Source organism: Ensifer meliloti (assembly GCF_030064585.1).
Taxonomy (GTDB): domain Bacteria; phylum Pseudomonadota; class Alphaproteobacteria; order Rhizobiales; family Rhizobiaceae; genus Sinorhizobium; species Sinorhizobium meliloti.
This window is the reverse complement of sequence record NZ_CP120366.1, coordinates 902,210-921,080: the sequence shown is the minus strand read 5'-3', so window position 1 is coordinate 921,080 and position 18,871 is coordinate 902,210. Positions and strand designations below refer to the sequence as shown.

At 62.0% G+C, this 18,871-nt stretch carries 16 protein-coding genes; 5 read left to right on the top strand and 11 right to left on the bottom strand.

The genetic code is table 11. The annotated features are described in order from the left end of the window. Positions 1 to 28 precede the first annotated feature (28 nt). From PZL22_RS28950 to PZL22_RS28940, 3 genes are read right to left on the bottom strand one after another with little or no spacing between them, the layout of a single operon-like run. Entirely contained in the window at positions 29 to 1,024 is a 996-nt protein-coding gene (locus PZL22_RS28950) for an ABC transporter permease (RefSeq protein WP_010967145.1), read from the bottom strand. Next, the gene (locus PZL22_RS28945; RefSeq protein WP_014528236.1) at positions 990 to 2,582 is read right to left on the bottom strand and encodes a sugar ABC transporter ATP-binding protein; all 1,593 of its coding nucleotides are present in this window, start codon (positions 2,580 to 2,582) and stop codon (positions 990 to 992) included. The genes PZL22_RS28950 and PZL22_RS28945 overlap by 35 nt, the downstream gene beginning before the upstream one ends. Further along, a complete protein-coding gene (locus tag PZL22_RS28940) occupies positions 2,579 to 3,271 on the bottom strand; it encodes a GntR family transcriptional regulator (RefSeq protein WP_127635035.1) in 693 nt (230 codons plus the stop codon). The genes PZL22_RS28945 and PZL22_RS28940 overlap by 4 nt, the downstream gene beginning before the upstream one ends. Before the next feature lie 94 nt (positions 3,272 to 3,365). Between PZL22_RS28940 and PZL22_RS28935 the strand changes: the two genes are divergently transcribed. The 5 genes from PZL22_RS28935 (at position 3,366) to PZL22_RS28915 (ending at position 10,281) form a co-directional block, all read left to right on the top strand. Beyond that, complete coding sequence (locus PZL22_RS28935; RefSeq protein WP_010967142.1) at positions 3,366 to 4,370, top strand: Ldh family oxidoreductase; 1,005 nt, start codon at positions 3,366 to 3,368, stop codon at positions 4,368 to 4,370. A 21-nt stretch (positions 4,371 to 4,391) separates the two neighbouring features. Then, positions 4,392 to 5,591, top strand: a complete 1,200-nt coding sequence (locus tag PZL22_RS28930; protein ID WP_095918716.1) for an iron-containing alcohol dehydrogenase — start codon at positions 4,392 to 4,394, stop codon at positions 5,589 to 5,591. 16 nt (positions 5,592 to 5,607) lie between these two features. Beyond that, a complete protein-coding gene (locus PZL22_RS28925) occupies positions 5,608 to 7,071 on the top strand; it encodes an NAD-dependent succinate-semialdehyde dehydrogenase (protein ID WP_127700920.1) in 1,464 nt (487 codons plus the stop codon). A gap of 15 nt (positions 7,072 to 7,086) precedes the next feature. Then, positions 7,087 to 7,932 (top strand): alpha/beta hydrolase, encoded by an 846-nt coding sequence (locus PZL22_RS28920; protein ID WP_013845080.1) that lies wholly within the window; start codon positions 7,087 to 7,089, stop codon positions 7,930 to 7,932. 255 nt (positions 7,933 to 8,187) lie between these two features. Next, a complete protein-coding gene (locus PZL22_RS28915) occupies positions 8,188 to 10,281 on the top strand; it encodes an oxidoreductase (protein ID WP_284718728.1) in 2,094 nt (697 codons plus the stop codon). 168 nt (positions 10,282 to 10,449) lie between these two features. On the opposite strand, the gene PZL22_RS28910 is transcribed toward PZL22_RS28915, so the two are convergent. The 8 genes from PZL22_RS28910 to PZL22_RS28875 all read right to left on the bottom strand — a co-directional run bounded on the left by PZL22_RS28910 (position 10,450) and on the right by PZL22_RS28875 (position 18,805). Continuing rightward, positions 10,450 to 11,427, bottom strand: a complete 978-nt coding sequence (locus tag PZL22_RS28910) for a 3'-5' exonuclease (protein ID WP_010967137.1) — start codon at positions 11,425 to 11,427, stop codon at positions 10,450 to 10,452. A 129-nt stretch (positions 11,428 to 11,556) separates the two neighbouring features. Then, the gene (locus PZL22_RS28905; protein WP_010967136.1) at positions 11,557 to 12,237 is read right to left on the bottom strand and encodes a DUF2161 domain-containing phosphodiesterase; all 681 of its coding nucleotides are present in this window, start codon (positions 12,235 to 12,237) and stop codon (positions 11,557 to 11,559) included. A gap of 163 nt (positions 12,238 to 12,400) precedes the next feature. Continuing rightward, a complete protein-coding gene (locus PZL22_RS28900; protein WP_013845082.1) occupies positions 12,401 to 13,405 on the bottom strand; it encodes a TRAP transporter substrate-binding protein in 1,005 nt (334 codons plus the stop codon). A gap of 51 nt (positions 13,406 to 13,456) precedes the next feature. Then, positions 13,457 to 14,734 carry a TRAP transporter large permease gene (locus PZL22_RS28895; protein WP_013845083.1) on the bottom strand — a complete coding sequence of 426 codons (1,278 nt, stop codon included), beginning with the start codon at positions 14,732 to 14,734 and terminating at the stop codon, positions 13,457 to 13,459. Next, positions 14,734 to 15,267 carry a TRAP transporter small permease gene (locus tag PZL22_RS28890; protein WP_003535253.1) on the bottom strand — a complete coding sequence of 178 codons (534 nt, stop codon included), beginning with the start codon at positions 15,265 to 15,267 and terminating at the stop codon, positions 14,734 to 14,736. Before PZL22_RS28890 ends, PZL22_RS28895 begins: the two co-directional genes overlap by 1 nt. An 18-nt stretch (positions 15,268 to 15,285) precedes the next feature. Next, complete coding sequence (locus PZL22_RS28885) at positions 15,286 to 16,464, bottom strand: fumarylacetoacetate hydrolase family protein (protein ID WP_013845084.1); 1,179 nt, start codon at positions 16,462 to 16,464, stop codon at positions 15,286 to 15,288. A 155-nt stretch (positions 16,465 to 16,619) separates the two neighbouring features. Then, entirely contained in the window at positions 16,620 to 17,345 is a 726-nt protein-coding gene (locus PZL22_RS28880) for a FadR/GntR family transcriptional regulator (RefSeq protein WP_284718727.1), read from the bottom strand. Between the two features lie 14 nt (positions 17,346 to 17,359). Then, the gene (locus PZL22_RS28875) at positions 17,360 to 18,805 is read right to left on the bottom strand and encodes an FAD-binding oxidoreductase (RefSeq protein WP_127641160.1); all 1,446 of its coding nucleotides are present in this window, start codon (positions 18,803 to 18,805) and stop codon (positions 17,360 to 17,362) included. Positions 18,806 to 18,871: the final 66 nt, after the last annotated feature.

Sequence of the window (18,871 nt, the reverse complement as noted above, 5' to 3'; positions counted from 1 at the left end):
TTCTCCTCCTTCGAAGTCGGTGCTGTTTTCAGCGGTTGGCAGTAAAGCGGTGCGCCAGCATGGCGATGATGATGATCGCTCCCTGAACGGCGGCGACGAGGTATTCCGAGACCAAGTCCGACAGAACCATGACGTTGGCGATCACCTCGAGGATGAGGGCGCCGGCCACCGTGCCGCCAATGCGTCCGCGCCCGCCGCGGAGCAGCGTGCCCCCGATCACAACCGCGGTGATGACCTGCAGCTCCCAGAGCTGGCCGGTCGTTGGCGTCGCCGCGCCGAGGCGGGGCACATAGCAAATCGCAGCGACGGCGACGCAGAAGCCCTGGATCACGTAGGCGCCGGTGCGCACGCCGGCGACGTTGACGCCCGAAAAGCGCGCGACCTCCACATTGGATCCTGCCGACTTCAAGCGGCGGCCATACTTGGTCTTGTAGAGCAGGAAGGCGCCAGCCATGACCACCACGAAGGTGATGAGCACCGGATATGGAATACCGAAGAAGCTGCCGAAATAGACCGGTCTATAGGCTTCCCGGAGGCTGCGATCGATGGGCAGCGAGCCGCCGTCGGTCATGAAGGTGATGAAGGCGCGGAAAATGCCCATCGTGCCCAGCGTGACGATGAAGGGCTCTATTCGCCCGACGGTCACGATAAGCCCGTTGAAGAGGCCGCATAGCGCTCCGACCAGCAGCGCCACGCCCGCTCCCATCGGAATCGCCCAGGCTCCAAAGGCCGGGGCGAGATGGTTCATCGCCATGATCATGATACCGGTGACGAAGGCCATCATCGAACCCACCGACAGGTCGAGCCCGCCGGACGAGATCACGAAGGTCGCCCCGACGGCGATAATCGCAATGAAGGCGCTCCGCGTGATGACGTTGATCAGATTGGCCGACGACACGAAATTGGGGTTCACCAGCGCCCCGAACAGTACGATCACCGCAAGGGCGATGAAAGGCGCCAGATCGGCCCAACGGATGCGCGCGCCTTCGTTAGTTGGTGCGAGTGTTGCTGTCGCTACGGTCATGTTTCTCCTCCCCGACGTCCGCGCACCCACCGGTCGTGGCGGCGTAGACGACATTTTCCTCATTGATTTCATCGCCGCGTAGCTCAGCGACGATCCTCCCGGCACGCATCACCAGCACACGGTCGGCAAGACCTACGAGTTCCGGCATTTCCGACGAGATGACGATGCAGGCCTTGCCGGCGCGCACCATCCCGTCGATGAAGTCATAGATCTGGCTCTTGTTGCCGATATCGATCCCGCGCGTCGGCTCGTCGATGATGATCACCGACGGATCGGCCATCATGACCTTGGCAAGAAGTAGCTTCTGCTGGTTCCCGCCCGAAAGCTGGCTGGCTTCAAGGCGCATCGAGCGCACGCGAATGTCGTAATCAGCCACCGCCTTTCGAAGGCGGGAAAGCTCACCTTGCTTGTCCAGAAAAACACCCGGATTGATCGTATCCAGCGCCTGCAGGGTGAGGTTAGGACCGAGCTTCTCCTCCAGGAGCAGGCCTTTGCCCTTGCGGTCCTCGGTCAGGTAAACCAGTCCGGCGTCCATTAGGGTACGGACGGAGCGGCTCCCGATCTCCCGGCCGTTCAGGACGATGCTTTCAGCCTCTGACGGACGAAGGCCCATCAGGCCCTCGATCAGTTCGGTACGACCCGCCCCGACCATGCCGCCGATACCCAGCACTTCGCCGGGGCTGACGCTAAAGGAGACGGTCTGCGAGCCGTGGTCGACGGCAAGGTTGGTGACTGACAGGATCGGAGCAGCGGTCGTGGCTGACCGCTTATGCGGATAGAGCATGTCCAGCTCTCGCCCGACCATCAGTTCCGCCATTTCCCGCTGGCCGAGGCCTGCCGCGGGCCAGGTTCCGATCATGCGGCCGTCACGAAGCACGGTGATCCGGTCGGCAAGAGCCTGAACCTCATCGAGACGATGGGAGATGTAGAGCACCGCAACCCCGTGATCGCGCAAGCTGCGAACGATGTCGAGCAGCGCCGCCACTTCGTCGTTTGCGAGAACCGCAGTAGGCTCGTCGAAGATGATGACCTTTCGCTCATCGAGAAGGGCACGCGCGATCTGCACGAGCTGGCGCTGGGCGAGCGGCAGCTCACCCACACGGTCGCGCGGCCGCGCCGCTGAACCGACCCGTGCGAGGAGTTCGGCGGCACGACTGTTCATCGCCTTGTCATTGACCAGCAGACCGCGGCCGACCTCGCGACCCAAATACAGGTTTTCCGCAACGGTGAGGTCCGAAGCGAGCAGGATTTCCTGGTGCACGAGTACGATGCCGGCGTTCTCCGCCTCCACCGCATTTCGGAACTCGACCGACTTGCCCTCCAGGAGCAAGTGGCCGGCCGTTGGGACGACATGGCCGGAAAGGAGCTTCATCAGCGTCGATTTTCCGGCGCCGTTCTCACCGATAATGGCGTGAACCTCTCCAGCATGAACCTCAAGCGTGACGTCCGAAAGGACGGTAATCGGGCCGTAGGCTTTGCCAAGGCCCTCTGCCGCGAGTGCGGCAACAGCACGGTTTGGCGGCGGCGCGACCGCATTGGAAGGCAGAGCCGCGTTCATTCGAAAGCCGAAAGCAAGCGGTCGCGCGAGCGCTCGATGTGGACGCGCATGGCATCGTGTGCGGCCTGCGGATCGCGCGACCGGAAGGCAGCCAGCAGGCTCTCATGCTCTTCGAGCGCCTCCTGAGTCACCCGGATATGGAACATCAGCCGGAAGATGTGCAGATGGACATGCTGGTTCGACAGAGTGCTGCGGATCACGTCGTTTCCGGCGATTTTCAGGATCTCGTCATGGAACTGCGCATCGGCGCGGGCAAAGCGGGAGTAGCGTGTGTTACGATCGACCGGCGCCTCGCCGTGGCCCATGTCGGCGGCGGAATTCTCGAGCTGCTGGAGCGCCTCCGGAGTCATATTGGCGGCGGCAAGCCGGGCAGCTTCGGGTTCGATCAGCAGGCGAAAGGCATAGAGGTCTTCGAACTGCTTGCGCGTCCATTGCGGGGCTGCACTATAGCCGATCAGGTGCTCTTTGCGAACGAGGCCCTCGCGTTCCAGCCGGCTCAGGGCCTCGCGGATCGGCGTCTGCGAAACGCCGAGTTCGCGAGCGAGGACATCGATCGGAATGCGTGCACCAGGCGCAATATCGAGCGACATCAGCCGGTGATAGATGCTGTCGTAGACGCCTTCGACCACACTCGTCGGGCGAATACCAGCCCCCCTGCTTGCCCGCTCCGCTGCAATTGCCACTACCATTCTCCGACTGCTTATTGACATACGACGTTTTGTTGCAAATAACATATCGCATGTCAAATACAATATCGTATATGATCTGATATAGGATTAGGAAATGAGGCTGCCGCCCGCCCGCCTGAGGAATTTGAGCGTCGCTCTGCTCGAAAAGCGGGGTGTTCCTGCCGACTCCGCTCGTCTTCAGGCAAATCTCCTCTTGGAGGCCGAGCTGCGCGGATTGCCCTCCCACGGCCTGCAACGGCTGCCGTTGCTTCTTTCCCGGCTGGATAAAGGACTCGCGAACCCCACGACCCGTGGAAACGGAACCTGGCGAAGAGCCTCATTTCTGAGCGTCGACGGCGAACGCGGTCTTGGCCCAGTCGTCATGATGGACGCCATGCGCGTCACGCGAAGGATCCTTAAGGAGACAGGGCTCGCCATTGCCGCGATCCGCAACGCCAATCACATGGGAATGCTTGCCTATTATGCGGAAGCCGCCGCAAGAGACGGCCTGATCGGCATTGTCATGTCGACCAGCGAAGCGCTCGTGCACCCATTCGGCGGAACGCAGGCCCTGATCGGCACCAATCCGGTCGCGATCGGCATCCCTGCGGCTGGCCACCCTTTCGTGCTGGATCTCGCAACCAGCATCGTTTCCATGGGCAAGATCAACAACCATGCGATGCGTGGTCTGGCGATCCCGCCCGGCTGGGCAGTGGACCGAGACGGTCGCGCGACAACCGATCCGCACGCGGCACAGGCAGGGGCGATCGCGCCCTTCGGCGACGCCAAGGGATATGGTCTGGGCCTTGCGATCGAGCTTCTTGTCGCGGCGCTTGCCGGATCCAACCTTGCGCCTGATGTAAATGGAACGCTCGACGACATTCATCCCGCCAATAAAGGCGACCTTCTCATTCTGATCGATCCGTCGGCGGGCGCGGGTAGCATACCGGCACTTGCCGCTTATCTCGATCGCCTGCGCCTATCCCGCCCGCTCGACCCTACGCAACCAGTCGCCATTCCGGGAGATGGGGCACGAGCACGACGCGCTGCAGCAGCGAAGACGGGCATCGAGCTGCCGCAGCCGCTTTTCGACCACCTTACGGCTCTCGAGGCCGCCTGAACTCATCGGAGGACATACGGAATGAACCTATTCGGCACACTGAGGGCGCCGCGCGAACTGCTTTTCGGCGCCGGGCAGCGCCATGCCCTTGGCGGCATCGCCGCCAAGCTCGGCCAGCGCGCGCTGATCGTCACGGATACGCGCCTTGCCGTGGATGCCGACTTGCTTGCACTGGTGCGGCGACTCGAAGAGGCAGGGCTTGAGGTGATAGTGGACAGCTCCACCCTGCCGGACGTCCCGGTGGAATCGGCTATCGTGAGCGCTGCAGCGGCCAGAGGCTTTGCGCCGGACCTCGTCATCGGCATCGGTGGCGGGTCCTGTCTCGACATGGCGAAATGCGTCGCCCTCCTCCTTACCCACGGCGGGCGGCCACAGGACTATTACGGCGAATATGCCGTGCCGGGGCCCGTGATGCCATTGATCGCCATTCCCACCACCGCCGGCACCGGCTCGGAGGTGACGCCCGTCGCCGTGCTTTCGGATGCCGAGCGTAGCCTGAAAGTTGGCATTTCAAGTCCGCACCTGATTCCGGCGGTATCGATCTGCGACCCCGAACTCACGCTCTCCTGCCCATCCGGCCTGACTGCGATCGCCGGCGCGGACGCCCTGACGCATGCGATCGAAGCCTTCACGGCGATCCGGCGCGAGCCCGTCCCCGGCATCGCGCAGCAGCGCGTCTTCGTCGGCAAGAACGAGCTTTCCGATCACTTTGCCCTTAGCGCCATTACCCTCCTGTGGCAGGGGCTGGAGAGGGCCTGCAAGGACGGCACCGACGCCAGCGCGCGCGAAAAGGTGATGCTCGGCGCAACGCTCGCCGGTCTTGCTTTCGGGGTGGCGGGCACTGCCGCGGCCCACGCCATCCAGTACCCTGTCGGCGCGCTCACCCATACCGCGCATGGCCTCGGGGTCGCCTGTCTCATGCCCTATGTCATGACTTGGAATGAGCCGCTCATCCGCGGCGAACTCGCGCAGATCGCGCATGCGGCCGGGCTCGGCGGACCGGATGAGGTGATCCCTGCCCTCGTTTCGCTCTTCGAACGCATTGGCATTCCCGCCACGCTGCGGGACCTCGGCCTCGAGGAAGACCGGATCGACTGGGTGGCGGAACAAAGCTCGGGTATCGCACGCCTCATCCAGAACAATCCCCGCCCCCTGAACCCGCACGAGATGCGCAATCTCGTCGCCGCCGCCCATTGCGGCGACCGCTCCCGCCTGAACTGAGTCGAAAGGACCCTCCATGACGTTTCATGCCAAGTTTTCCGGCTACGCCGATCCTGCCCTGCATGCCGCGGGCCTCTACATTGGCGGCAAATGGCAAAGCGGCAGCGGAATAACCGTTCTCGACCCTTCGACCGGTAATCTGCTGGCCGAGGTCGCCGACGCCGCCATCGAGGACGCACAGCGCGCAGTCGATGCCGCGGATGCCGCTGCGGCCGGGTGGCGCGCCACTCCAGCTCGCCAGCGCTCGGAAATCCTGCGACGCTGGTATCAGCTGATGACACAGCACGCCGAGGAGCTTGCAACGCTCATCGCACTGGAAAACGGCAAGGCCCTGGCCGACGCACGCGGCGAAGTCGCTTATGCCGCCGAATTCTTCCGCTGGTACGCTGAAGAGGCGACCCGCATTCCGGGCGAATTCCGGCACACTCCCTCCGGGTCGCACAATATCCTCGTTGACCATGAGCCGATCGGCATTGCCGTCCTGATCACGCCCTGGAATTTCCCGGCCGCTATGGCGACGCGCAAGATCGGGCCCGCCCTTGCCGCCGGCTGCACGGTGATCCTGAAACCTGCCTCGGAGACGCCGTTGACAGCCTATGCCACGGCCCGTCTCGGGGAAGAGGCGGGCGTCCCGCCTGGCGTCGTCAACGTGCTGACCACAAGCAATCCAGGCGGAATAACGAATGCGATGCTCGCCGATCCGCGCGTTCGAAAGCTTTCATTCACCGGCTCGACCGGCGTTGGCCGCGTTCTACTTGCCGAAGCCGCCAAGTCGGTCGTCAGCTGCTCGATGGAGCTCGGCGGCAACGCGCCCTTCATCGTGTTCGACGACGCGCACCTCGAGGCGGCACTCGACGGTGCGATGATCGCCAAGATGCGAAACGCTGGAGAAGCCTGCACTGCCGCCAATCGTTTCTATGTCCAGGCGGGCATCCATGATGCGTTTGTCGCCGGCCTCACGGCGCGGATGAAGTCACTGAAGATCGGCCCCGGCTACGATCCCGAGACGCAATGTGGACCCATGATTACGCAAAACGCCGTCCGCAAGATCGACCGGCTCGTCTCAGAGGCACTCGCCGCGGGTGCGCGGGCAACGACCGGCGGCAAACCGCTCACGGAAAACGGGTACTTCTATCCGCCGACGGTACTCGAAAACGTCCCCGTAAACGCGTCGATCGCACGTGAGGAAATCTTCGGACCGGTCGCGCCTGTCTACAAGTTCGAAAGCGACGACGAGGCGATCCGCCTCGCAAACAATACGGAGTATGGCCTCGCCGCGTACATCTACAGCCGCGATCTCAAACGTGCGATGAAGGTCGGCAAGCGCATCGAAACCGGCATGCTCGGCATCAACAGGGGCCTGATGTCAGACCCCGCCGCTCCCTTCGGCGGCGTCAAACAGAGCGGCCTTGGCCGCGAAGGCGGCGTGACGGGCATCCTGGAATTCATGGAGCCGAAATATTTCGCAGTTGATTATTGATCGGCGGAGCAGACGATGACAGCACAGGACCTCTACCGCATTCGCGACTTCGTGCCCGATTTCGACACGATCGCCGCAGAGTTCGCCGAACGCAGCTGGGCCCTTTCGGCGCGCGCCGACGTTCGGGCAGACATACGGTACGGCTCGGGCGTGCGGGAGGTCATCGATCTCATCTTACCGGAGCGCGTGCAGGCCGGCGCGCCCCTGCATGTGTTCGTTCACGGCGGATATTGGCGCTCCGGCGAAAAGATCAACTATCGTTTCGTCGCTGCACCGGTTCTTGCGGCGGGCGGCATTGCGGCCTTGGTCGAATACGACCTGATGCCTGGCAAACGCCTGGACGTGCTGGTGGATCAGGTTCGACGATCGGTGCTCTGGCTTCAAGCCCACGCGGGGGATTTCGGCGCGGATCCTGCGCGACTGACCGTCAGCGGTCATTCGGCAGGCGCGCATCTTGCTTCCTTCCTTGCCGCGACCGGGCCCGAGGAAGCCTACCCGCCCTCCCTGCCGACGCTCCAAGGCTTGCTGCTCCTAAGCGGAATCTACGACCTGTCGGGAATACCGGACAGCTTCCTGCGACACGAAGCGGAGATGACACCGATGGAAGCGGCCGCATGGTCGCCTCTTACCAGCTCGCAGCTCCCCTGCCCGTTGCGCATCATCGCTTATGGGGCGGACGAGACGGCGCCATTCCAGAATCAGGCGGCCGGGCTATGTGAGCTGCTGCGTGCCCAGGACAAAAGTGCCGAACTGCTCCCGGTTCCCGATCTCAACCACATGAGCATCGTCCTGGACCTTGCCGACACCGACGGCGTACTCGGCCGGCAGCTTCACGATTTGGTGGCGCAACCCACGCGGTGAAACATGAAGGAGTTTTAGGGCCAAGGCGCTCGCGGCGGCAAAGGCGGGCGCCGAAGAAGTTCGCCGCTGGTGTGTTGGGCCACGTCGATGAAGGGATGCGAACCGCGGACCGGATCAAAAACTTCGCCGCAGCATAATATTATACACTCGTATAACAAATCTCTTGCCTGACGGAAGGTTCCCGATATTTTGGCGGCCGCCCCAACCGCCGCGCTCCGGCGCGGCGGACCACAGCTCCCTTCAGGATGGCAGGAAATGTCCCGAGACTCCCGCTTCGATATTCTATTCGAACCCGTCAAGATCGGCCCCGTGACGGCGCGCAACCGTTTCTATCAGGTGCCCCACTGTTCCGGCATGGGCTACCGCTATCCCAATGCGGAAGCCCATCTGCGCGGCATGAAGGCTGAAGGCGGTTGGGCCGTCGTTTCCACCCAGGAGGCGGAAATCCACCCGACATCGGACCTGACGCCAGCCAACGAAGCCCGTCTTTGGGACGACGGCGATCTGCCGGCCCTTTCCGCCGTTACGGAACGTATCCACGCCCATGGCAGCCTCGCGGCCATCCAGCTTGTGCACAACGGCCTGCACGTCGCCAACCGTTTCAGCCGGATGATCCCGCTCGCTCCCTCGCACGCCGTCAGCGACAGCCTCGATCCTGTCCAGGCGCGCGCAATGGACAAGGCAGACATCACCGACATGCGCCGCTGGTATCGCAATGCCGCGCTGCGCGCCAAAAAGGCCGGCTTCGACGTCGTCTATCTCTATGCCGGCCACGACATGAGCGTGTTGCAGCACTTCCTGTCCCGCCGCCATAACGACCGCAGCGACGAATATGGCGGCTCCTTCGAAAACCGGCTCCGCCTGTTCCGAGAGATTCTGGATGATGTGCGCGAGGCGATCGGCGACACCTGTGCGCTGGCGGTGCGCCTCGCGGTGGACGAGCTGATGGGTCCGTCCGGGATCACCTGCGAGGGGGAAGGGAAGGACATCATTTCGGCGCTCGGCGAACTTCCGGACCTTTGGGACGTCAATCTCTCCGACTGGTCGAACGATAGCCAGACGGCTCGTTTCTCCGAAGAAGGCTACCAGGAGCCCTATATCCGCTTCGTCAAATCCGTCACGACCAAGCCGGTGGTCGGCGTCGGCCGCTATACGTCGCCGGACAGCATGGTACGGGTTGTAAAACAGGGCATTTTGGACTTCATCGGAGCCGCGCGCCCGTCGATCGCCGATCCCTTCCTGCCGAAGAAGATCGAGGAAGGGCGCATCGATGACATCCGCGAATGCATCGGCTGCAACATCTGCACCTCCGGCGACAATACCAACGTACCGATGCGCTGCACGCAGAACCCGACAGTTGGCGAGGAATGGCGCAAGGGCTGGCATCCGGAGACCATCGCAAGATCCGAAGCTCCCGAACCCGCCCTCATTATCGGTGGCGGACCGGCGGGCCTGGAAGCGGCACGGGCGCTTGCCCAGCGCGGCGTCGATGTCATGCTGGCGGAAGGCGGCGGCGAATGGGGCGGTCGCGTTGCGCGCGAATGTCGCTTACCCGGTCTTGCGACCTGGGGCCGCGTGCGCGACTGGCGCATCGGCCAACTCAGCACCCGCGTCAATGCAGAGCTTTACCTGCACAGTCCGCTTTCGGCCGCCGACATATTGCAATACGGCATCCCCCATGTGGCGATCGCGACCGGAGCGAGCTGGCGGACGGACGGCGTTGGCCGCACCCACCGGATGGCGCTCGATTTTCTGTCGGAAGGCATCCTCGTCTCTCCCGACGCCATTCTTTCCGAGGGCGCCGAGGCAGTGCCGTCGGACGGTCCCGTCGTCGTCTTCGACGACGATTGCTTCTACATGGGCAGCGTGCTCGCCGAACTGCTCGCCAGGAGGGGGCGCACGGTTACCTTCGTAACGCCCGAATCCCAGGTCTCGCCCTGGAGCAGGAACACGCTGGAGCAGGCACGTATCCAGAAGCGCCTCATCGGTCTCTGCGTCGAGATCGTCACGGCCATGGCGCTCGCCGGTCGAACGAAAGACCAGCTGGAACTATCCTGCGTCTACAGCGGCAGGTCCCGCCCGGTTGATTGCGCCACTCTCGTCCCGGTCACCGCCCGCCTGCCGGACGAAACGCTGTGGCTGGAACTCAAAGCACGCGAAGCCGAGTGGGCCGATGCCGGCATCAAGACCATCACCCGCCTCGGCGACTGCCTCGCGCCAGGCCTGATCGCCGCCGCCGTCTATTCCGGCCATCAATATGCCCGGACCTATCAGGAACAGGTCGACAAAGATCGGGTCCCATTCATGCGGGAAGATATTGCAAGGCTTTATGGTCTTCGCTCGGGGTAGAGCAATTCCAGGAAAAGTGCGCAGCGGTTTTCCATCCGGAGTTGCGGCAAAACAAAGGGGTAGAGCGTTTCCGCAATTCGGAGAAAAGCGGAAATGCTCTAGGATCGTTTTGCGCCGGGATCCTCCGCCCCACCGAATCGATTGGGCACGCTGGACCGCGATGGTAAACTATCTTCGCGCTCTGTATCTGTCGAAAGCCGTCAGCCGCTGCGTCGGAGGATCTGCCTCGTCCCAGCGATAGATCTCCTTCCGAAGGAAGCCGAGTTCAGCCTCGAGCTCCTCCTCGGCGACCTCTATCCACCAGGATTTTGGGCGGCCGTCGCTGCCATCGGACCAGCGGTACCCGCGAGCCTTCAGCACGTCCTTCAGGTCGAACGGCGCATTCTCCGCGAAAATCCTCACCCGTGAACGCTGGCTCGCTTTGTAAAGTTCGGCGAACGGCGGCAGTGCGGCGCCACCACTGGACTGTTCCAGGACCCCGAGGAGAGCAAAGCAGTCATCTACAGCCCGATGCCCGTCGTGGAAATATCCGCTCTGACCGATCAGATAGCCGAGCTTCGTGCCTTCAAAGCCGCGGCCACTCCAATCGATTTCGGAGACGGAGCACGCCCAGGCCTTGCGGACAAACACATCCGAAAACGCTTCGCAAAACGGCCGATCGAAGCCGGCATTGTGGGCGATGATGAGATCCGCAGGCCCAACGATTGCTTGGACTGCAGCAATATCGATTGACTGGCCGGCGACCATGGCATCGGTGATACCCGTCAACCGGGTGATGTCGGGTGGAATGGCAATTGTCGGCTGCTGCAAACCGCCATAAACAGCTACCACATCGCCGATCTCGCCCTCCTCGTTGTAGGTGAACGAGACAAGCCCGATCTCGATGATCTCGCATTTACGGGCATCGAGCCCGGTCGTCTCAGTGTCGAGGATGACGCCCCTCAGGGGAAAACCGGGCCTCACCTCGGATGCGACCGTGCGAGCTTCAAGCTTTCGCAAGATCCTGTAGCGACCCGTCGCCTTCAACGCGGCAAGCATCTCGGTTTCGGAGAAGGATGTCGACGTCTGCCGCCGGGCACGGCTTGCCTCGGCTCTCGCGGCTGCTGGTCGCACATCTCGGGCAAACATGTCGAGCTGAGAGGTCATCCGATCCCCATCGTTAAGGTGCGTCAACTCTAAAGCGCCGGTTGCCCTATGAACACCTCCCCATGCTCATACCCACCGATAATGCGATGGAGCACCCCACATGCGCTATTTTCAGCGCGTCGGCAACAATCAGGCCGGGACGGCCGTTTTTGCCTGCATATCCTGCTGCGGCCACCGCTGCAGTGCTTCCCGTCCAGCCGCCGTCAAGCCGTAGACACCTCTGTCGAGCCGTTCAAACCAGCCATAGACATTCGCAAGCAGTATCTTCCCGGCATCCGGTACGCTGGATCTGATTTCACGCACGCGCAGCGGGCCTGATGTCAGGGCCAGCGCACAGCCGAGCGCCTGCTGGCGGTACGCCGTCATGACAGGCGCGCGTGTGCTCCCGCCTATTGCGGGATCGCCGCGTCGCCTCCGGTGTTCGCGCATGAGCTTCGAACGCCGTTTCGGATTGGTTCGCGGCATCGGCGTCACGGAGCCGACGATCACGCTGACGTCGCCGGCGTCGGAAATGCCGAGCATGCCGACCCCGAGCCTGCGACAGAGATCGCGGTAGCGTTTGTCGGCCTCCCGACCCTTTCCCTTGGCCGAAACTCGCGCCGCGATCCAGACCTCGTCCGCGACAGCGGCGCGATCTACGGCCTGCAGTATGAGCTCCAGATTGAAGCGCAGCTTCAGCTCGCAGATCACGACCACGGGCGGATCGTCGTCGCTCAGGCCGACGAGATCGCAGCCGTCAACCTCGCCCTTGACGACGTAACCTGCCTTTTCGAGAAAGCCTTTGACGGGGAGATAAAGCGACGTTTCCATGTGCCTGCAGGTTTAAGCGAAGAATCGCTGTGTAAACTATCTCGATCCGCCCGTAGGAGACAATCGTCCTACGGAATCGATAAAAGCCCACGGCCGGTCGACCGTGGGCTTCCTGGAAGGCATAGAGCATGGCCACGTTCCGTGACCTAGCCAGTTCTTTTGTTTACTTGCGGATCTCTTCCAGCTTGGCGAGAATGGCGTCTACCACCTCGGCACCGATCTCAGCCTTGTGCTTTTCATAGACGACCATGGACTTCTCGCGGATGCGAGCCTGTTCTTCAGCAGACAGGGTGTTCACTTCGAGACCAGCTTCCTTGATTTTCTCCAGCGACTTCTTGTTGAGGTCCTGGATGACCTTACGCTCCTCGTCGCGACCGACGACTGCGCATTCACGCAGTGCTGCCTGCTCTTCCGGCGTATAGCTGTCGAAGATCGGCTTCGAGAACAGGAAGAGGAAGGGCGTGTAAGCGTGGTTCGTCTCGGTCACGTACTTCTGCACTTCGAAGAACTTCGACGTATCGATCGTCACATAGGGGTTTTCCTGCGCGTCGATCGCCTTGGTTTCGAGTGCCGAGAAGACTTCGCCGAAAGCCATCGGAGTGGCGTTGGCGCCGAGGTTCTGGAAGGTGTCGAGGAAGATGTTGTTCTGCATCACGCGAACCTTCATTCCTTCGAAGTCTTCCCACTTGGTGACCGGACGAACCGAGTTCGACAGGTTACGGAAGCCGTTTTCCCAATAGGCGAGATTGACCAGGCCGGCAGCTTCCAGCTTCTCGTTCATCATGTCGCCGAAATCGCCATCGAGCACCGTGTAGGCTTCCTGAGCGTTGGCGAAGAGGAACGGCAGGTCGAATACGCCGAGTGCCGGGATGATGCCGACGAGCGGCGAGGACGACGTGACGACGGCCTCCTGTACGCCGGAGCGCAGGGCCTGCGTCGCCTGAAGGTCGCCGCCAAGCGCGCCGCCCCAGAAAGCGGTGAGCTTTAGCTTGCCACCGGATTTCTGATCGAGACAGGCCTGCATCGCCTTGATGCCGTTACCGACCGGATGGTCTTCGTTGATGCCGTTCGACACGCGGATGTTGCGGTCGTTGAACTCGGCGAAAGCCGGCGCCGCGGCCGAATAACCGAAAGCGATGGCAGTCGTGGCAAGAAGCAGTTTTCTCACGGGGTATCCTCCCTTGGATTTGTTGGTGAGGGGTTGCGGGTTAAAGCCCTTCTAATGCAGCCAGCGTGCGGGCACGATGACGATGTCCGGAAACAGGACCAGAAGGAAAAGCACGAGAATCTGGGCCACCAGGAATGGTGTCACGCCGACAATTACCTTCCCAAGCGGAACCCGGCCGACGCCGCTGACGACGTTCAGTACGACGCCGACAGGGGGGGTCAGCAGCCCTATGCAGGTATTCATGATGAACAGGACACCGAAATAGACAGGATCGATTCCGGCTTGCTTGATAATCGGCATGAGCACTGGCGTCAGGATCAGGATCGTGGGCGTAAGGTCGAGTGCTGTGCCCACCACCAATACGACCAGCATGATGACGAACATCAGAAGCGTCGGGCGGTCGATCAGCGGAGAGATGAAGCCGGTGATTTCCGCTGGTATATTCGCTGCAGTTATCAGCCACGAGGAAACAAGCGCAGCGCAAACGAGGAACATGATCACAGCGGTGGTCTTCGCCGCCTGGAGGATGACACCCGGCAGGTCACGCGGCTTGAGTTCTCGATAAATGACCATGCCGACGAAGAGTGCATAGACTGCGGCGACCACAGCGGCTTCGGTCGGCGTCACGACACCGGCCTTGATGCCGCCGAGGATGATCACCGGCATGCCAAGAGCCCAAAGCGCCCGCCCGGTGGCGCCGACCCGCTCCTTCATCGGCGTGCGTGGAAGCGGCTGGATATCATCCTTCCGCACGACCAGCAGCCACGTTGCGACAAGGGCAATACCCATGATGAGGCCGGGCACGATGCCTGCCATGAAGAGCTGCGTAATCGAGACGTTTGCCGCCACCCCGAACACAATGAAGGCCATGGATGGCGGAATTACGGGGGCGATGATACCACCCGCAGCGATAAGGCCCGCGGACCGGGGAACGTTGTAGCCAGCCTTCGCCATCATCGGGATCAGGATTGCCGCAAGTGCCGCGGTGTCGGCTGCCGCCGAACCCGAGATACTTGCCATGATCACGGCCGCCATGATGGCAACGATGCCGAGGCCGCCGCGTATATGACCGACACAGGCGATTGCGAAATCGATGATGCGACGCGACAGTCCGCCGGCATTCATCAACTCACCGGCTAAAATGAAGAACGGAATGGCGAGGAGCGTGAAGGTATCGGCGCCCGCGATCATGTTTTGAGCGATGATCTGGGTATTGAACATGCCCATGTACCACATGAGTATGACGCCGCAGAACATCAGCGAGAAGGCAACCGGCACGCCGATTGCCATGGCGCCAAGCAGCGAAACGATGAAGACGACAAGGGTCATTAAGTGCGCTCCGCCAGCTGCTCGAGAGACATGTTTTCACCGGCGAAGGCGGCGATTTCTTCTTCCGTGACGCGCCCCGTCAGCAAGCGGAAAAGGCGCTCGAGCGCGATCAGGACCACGCCCGCTCCGGTGAAGAACCCGATCCCGTAGACCCACAGCATCGAGATGCCGGTGACCGGTGCGGCCATCGAGGCGTTGATCGGCGACTGCTTCCAGGTGCCCCAGAAGAAGATCGCCGAGACGGCGATGACGACGATATTGGAGAGGATCATACAGATGATGCGGCCCTTGCGGCCGAACAACGTGACCAAGGTCTCGACCCCGACATGCGAATTTTCGCGGAAGGTGACAACCGCACCGATGAAGGTGAGCCACACGAAGAAATACCGCGACATCTCGTCTGACACGTTGATGCCGGAGTTGAAGCCGTAGCGCATCACGACGTTCAGGAACACCATCACGGCCATGCCTGCGAGCAGCACGATCAAGAGCAGCTCGAGCAGTTTGTAGAAAGTATCGATCGCTTTTTGCATCTATCCCTCCCGTTTCGCCTACAAGAGCCCACGCTCGGCCAGGTTTTTCATCAGAGCGCCGAGGCCGAAGCTCCATTTCGGGCAGCGGTCGCTATGATCGACCCAATTTACGAGGCGTCCGAGGCGCGGCGTCGAGATCTCGACCCGGTCTCCAATTTCATGCGTGAAGCCGAGCCCGGTGCCCCTACGGTCCTTGACTGGCGCAAACATCGTTCCGAGGAAGAAGACCACGCCATCCGGATACTGGTGGTTGTCGTTGAGAAGCTGCGAGACGAGGTCTTCCGGGCTGCGGCTGATCGCCGACATCGGGCTGATGCCGGTCATCCTGAAACCTTCTTTGCCGTCGACGACGAGCGAGACTTCCGCCTGCTTCACGTCCTCGATCGTGAAAGCACCGTCGAAGAGCCGGATGAACGGGCCGATCGAGCATGACGCATTATTGTCCTTCGCCTTGCTGAGAAGCAGTGCGGAGCGGCCTTCGAAGTCCCGAAGATTGACGTCGTTGCCGAGCGTCGCACCGACGATCTTGCCCTTCGACGTGACGGCCAGCACCACTTCCGGCTCCGGATTGTTCCAGTCGGATTTGGGATGGATGCCGATATAGGCACCACAACCGACCGAAGACATGGGCTGCGCCTTGGTGAAGATTTCAGCATCCGGACCGATGCCCACTTCGAGGTACTGCGACCAAAGACCGAGCTCCTGGAGCAGCTTCTTGACCTCGGCCGCCTTGTCGGAGCCGGCGACGAGGCCTTTGAGATTGTCGCCGAGGACGGGGGCCAGCCGGCCGCGAATTTCCTGCGCGCGCAGCGGATCGCCCTTGGCCTGCTCCTCGATCACGCGCTCCAGCATGCTGTCCGCAAAGGTGACGCCGGCCGCCTTGACGGCCTGCAGATCGGCAGGCGCCAGAAGATCGCCCGCCTCGCCACGGAGGAATGCATCGAGAGAGCCGAGACTTGCAAAGCGCGACGGGTCGCGCAAAGCGTCGACAAGGCCGTCGATCTCAAGAAGCGCGGAAATCGTTGCCGCGAGCGGGGTCAGGTCGAAGACCTCTCCTTCCGAGATCAGGACCGGGCAAGGTCCGCCGGCGGTTTTGGACCAGACGCGCCCGACGAGCATCGCGCTGGATGCATCCGCGGGTTGGATTGATTCGGCGCTTAGTGCCTGTTCGAAACTCACGAGAAATCCTCCGCTCATCTCGTACCTCGAAGGTACGGGTCCTCTATTGTCAGGATGTCTGACAACGAGATGACCTGCTTCTAGTATGACTTTTTGGCCATGTCTAGGCCGTCGGTAAGTAAAGTCTGATACGCCACCAAGACCTCACAGGCTGCGCCGTCCGACCCGAAAATTCAGGACGAGAAGCTTTCGATCGTCAGGTCCAGGCGGGCCGCCGCCCCGTTCAGATGATGGCGCATCGCCTCCTCGGCCTTGACCGGATCTCGCGCCGCCACGCCATTTCGGATGGAGACATGTTCCGCAATCGTGACTTCGACGATCTCCTCCAGTATTGCAGCGGCGCGTGCCGCGTTGATCGCCAGGCTGATCCGCTCCGCGATGAATCCGATGAAAAGCAGGAAATATTCGTTATGGGTGGCCGCCGCAATCGCGCGATGAAAAGCGAGGTCGGCGACGATCCCCTGCTCCGTCCATTTTTCCGCGCCGGTCATATGCTGCAACGCCTCGTCGATCTTGCCCAAATCCTGCGGTGTATGATGGATCGCCGCAAGTCGAGCCGCCTCCACCTCAAGCGGAATACGGAGTTGAAACAAATCACGGAAACTTCCGCGATTAGCGAGATCTCCCTGCTCTATCCGGAGCGATTGCCGTCGCTCGATTTCCGTGGCGAAGGCGCCGACGCCCTGGCGGGTTTCCACCAGGCCTTCATTTCGCAATTGAGCTATAGCCTCCCGCACCACCGAGCGGCTGACCCCGAAGGTCGTGGCGAGCAGATGCTCCGTCGGTAGTTTCTCTCCGGGGGCGATACGTCCTTCGGTGATCTCCCTGCCGATCTTCGCCGCGATGCGCGCGGGCAAATGCTCGCTCCTGCTGATCTGGCCGAAATCCATTGTCGCCAAGATTGCACTCCCTTTTAGAATCTCAGTTGACAACCAGGATTCATGATCATTTCCGGGTCAACGGCATGCTTGAGCGCCGTCAACAGTTTTCGGCGGGTCGCGGGCAGCCTGGCGTCGAAATCCGGTCGCTTCAAGCGCCCAATGCCGTGCTCGGCGCTGATGCTTCCGGTATAGCGATCGAGCACCTCGTTCACGACCGTCTTGGCCCTGTAGATCAATTGGATCCGCTCCTCGGGCGTACTGCCGGCCGGCGGCAGGACGTTAAGATGCACATTGCCGTCGCCGACATGGCCATAGGAAACGCTGACGGCGCCCGGAAGCGCCTCGGAGACTGCCTTTTCCGCCTCCTCTACGAAGGAGGCCAGCTGTGAGAGCGGTACGGAGATATCGGTGCGCATATGAGTGCCGCGTTTCGCCTGACCTTCGTTCATGCCCTCGCGGATCAACCAAAGATTGCGCGCCTGCGTCTGCGAGGCGGCGATCGTTCCGTCAAGGACCAGCCCTTCCTCCATCACACCTTCAAGGAAGCGCTGCATCAGATCGTCGACATCGACGAGGCCGGAGCCGGAAATCTCCATCAGCACATAGGCCGGATATTCCGCCGAGATCGGGATCGGCAGATCGGGCATCGCCTCCTGCGCCAGGGTGAAGGCGAGCGGCGGCATGAATTCGAAAGCCGACATCAGGTCGCAGCAGTCCCGACGCGCCCGGCGATAGAGCTTGATGGCATCTTCCAGGGAGGCAAGACCGAGCAGCGCCGTGGCTACGTGGTCGGGATAGGGCGTCAGCTTGACGGAGACGGCGGTGATGATGCCGAGCGTGCCTTCTGCACCGATGAACAGCTGCTTCAGGTCGATGCCGCGATTGTCCTTTCTCAACGTCGACAGGCCTTCGAGGATGCTGCCGTCCGGGAGGACCACTTCAAGGCCCAGCACCAGTTCGCGGGTCATGCCGTAGCGGAGCACATTGACGCCGCCGGCATTCGTCGAAACATTTCCCCCGATCTGACAGCTTCCCTGCGCGCCGAGCGCAAGCGGAAAGAACATGCCCATCTTCGCTATCGCGTCCTTGAGCTCGGACAGGATGCAGCCGGACTCGACAACCGCCGAAAAATCGGCCGGATCGATCTTGCGGATGCGGTTCATGCGGGAGAGAGAAAGCACGACCTGCCTCTCCGGAGCATCGGGGATCGCGCCGAGCACGAGGCCGGTATTGCCGCCCTGCGGCACGATCGAAAGCCCAAGTTCCCGGCAGGCTTTCACGGCCGCCGCCACCTGCTGCGTCGAGCGCGGGCGAATCACCGCCACGGTGCCGCTGGTTACGTCGCCATGCCAGTCGCGGCAGAAACGGAGCAATTCCTCCGTTTCGCTCAGCACGATATCTTCACCAAGCATCTGACGTAGCGCCAGGCGCTGTTCCGCAGGGCCTTTCGCATCCTCTATCGTGCCTGCGCTCGTCATGCTGCTTGCCCCTCCTCGCGCGCCTCTCAGAAAGCGCCCGCCATGCCTGCACGCGACCGAGAATCT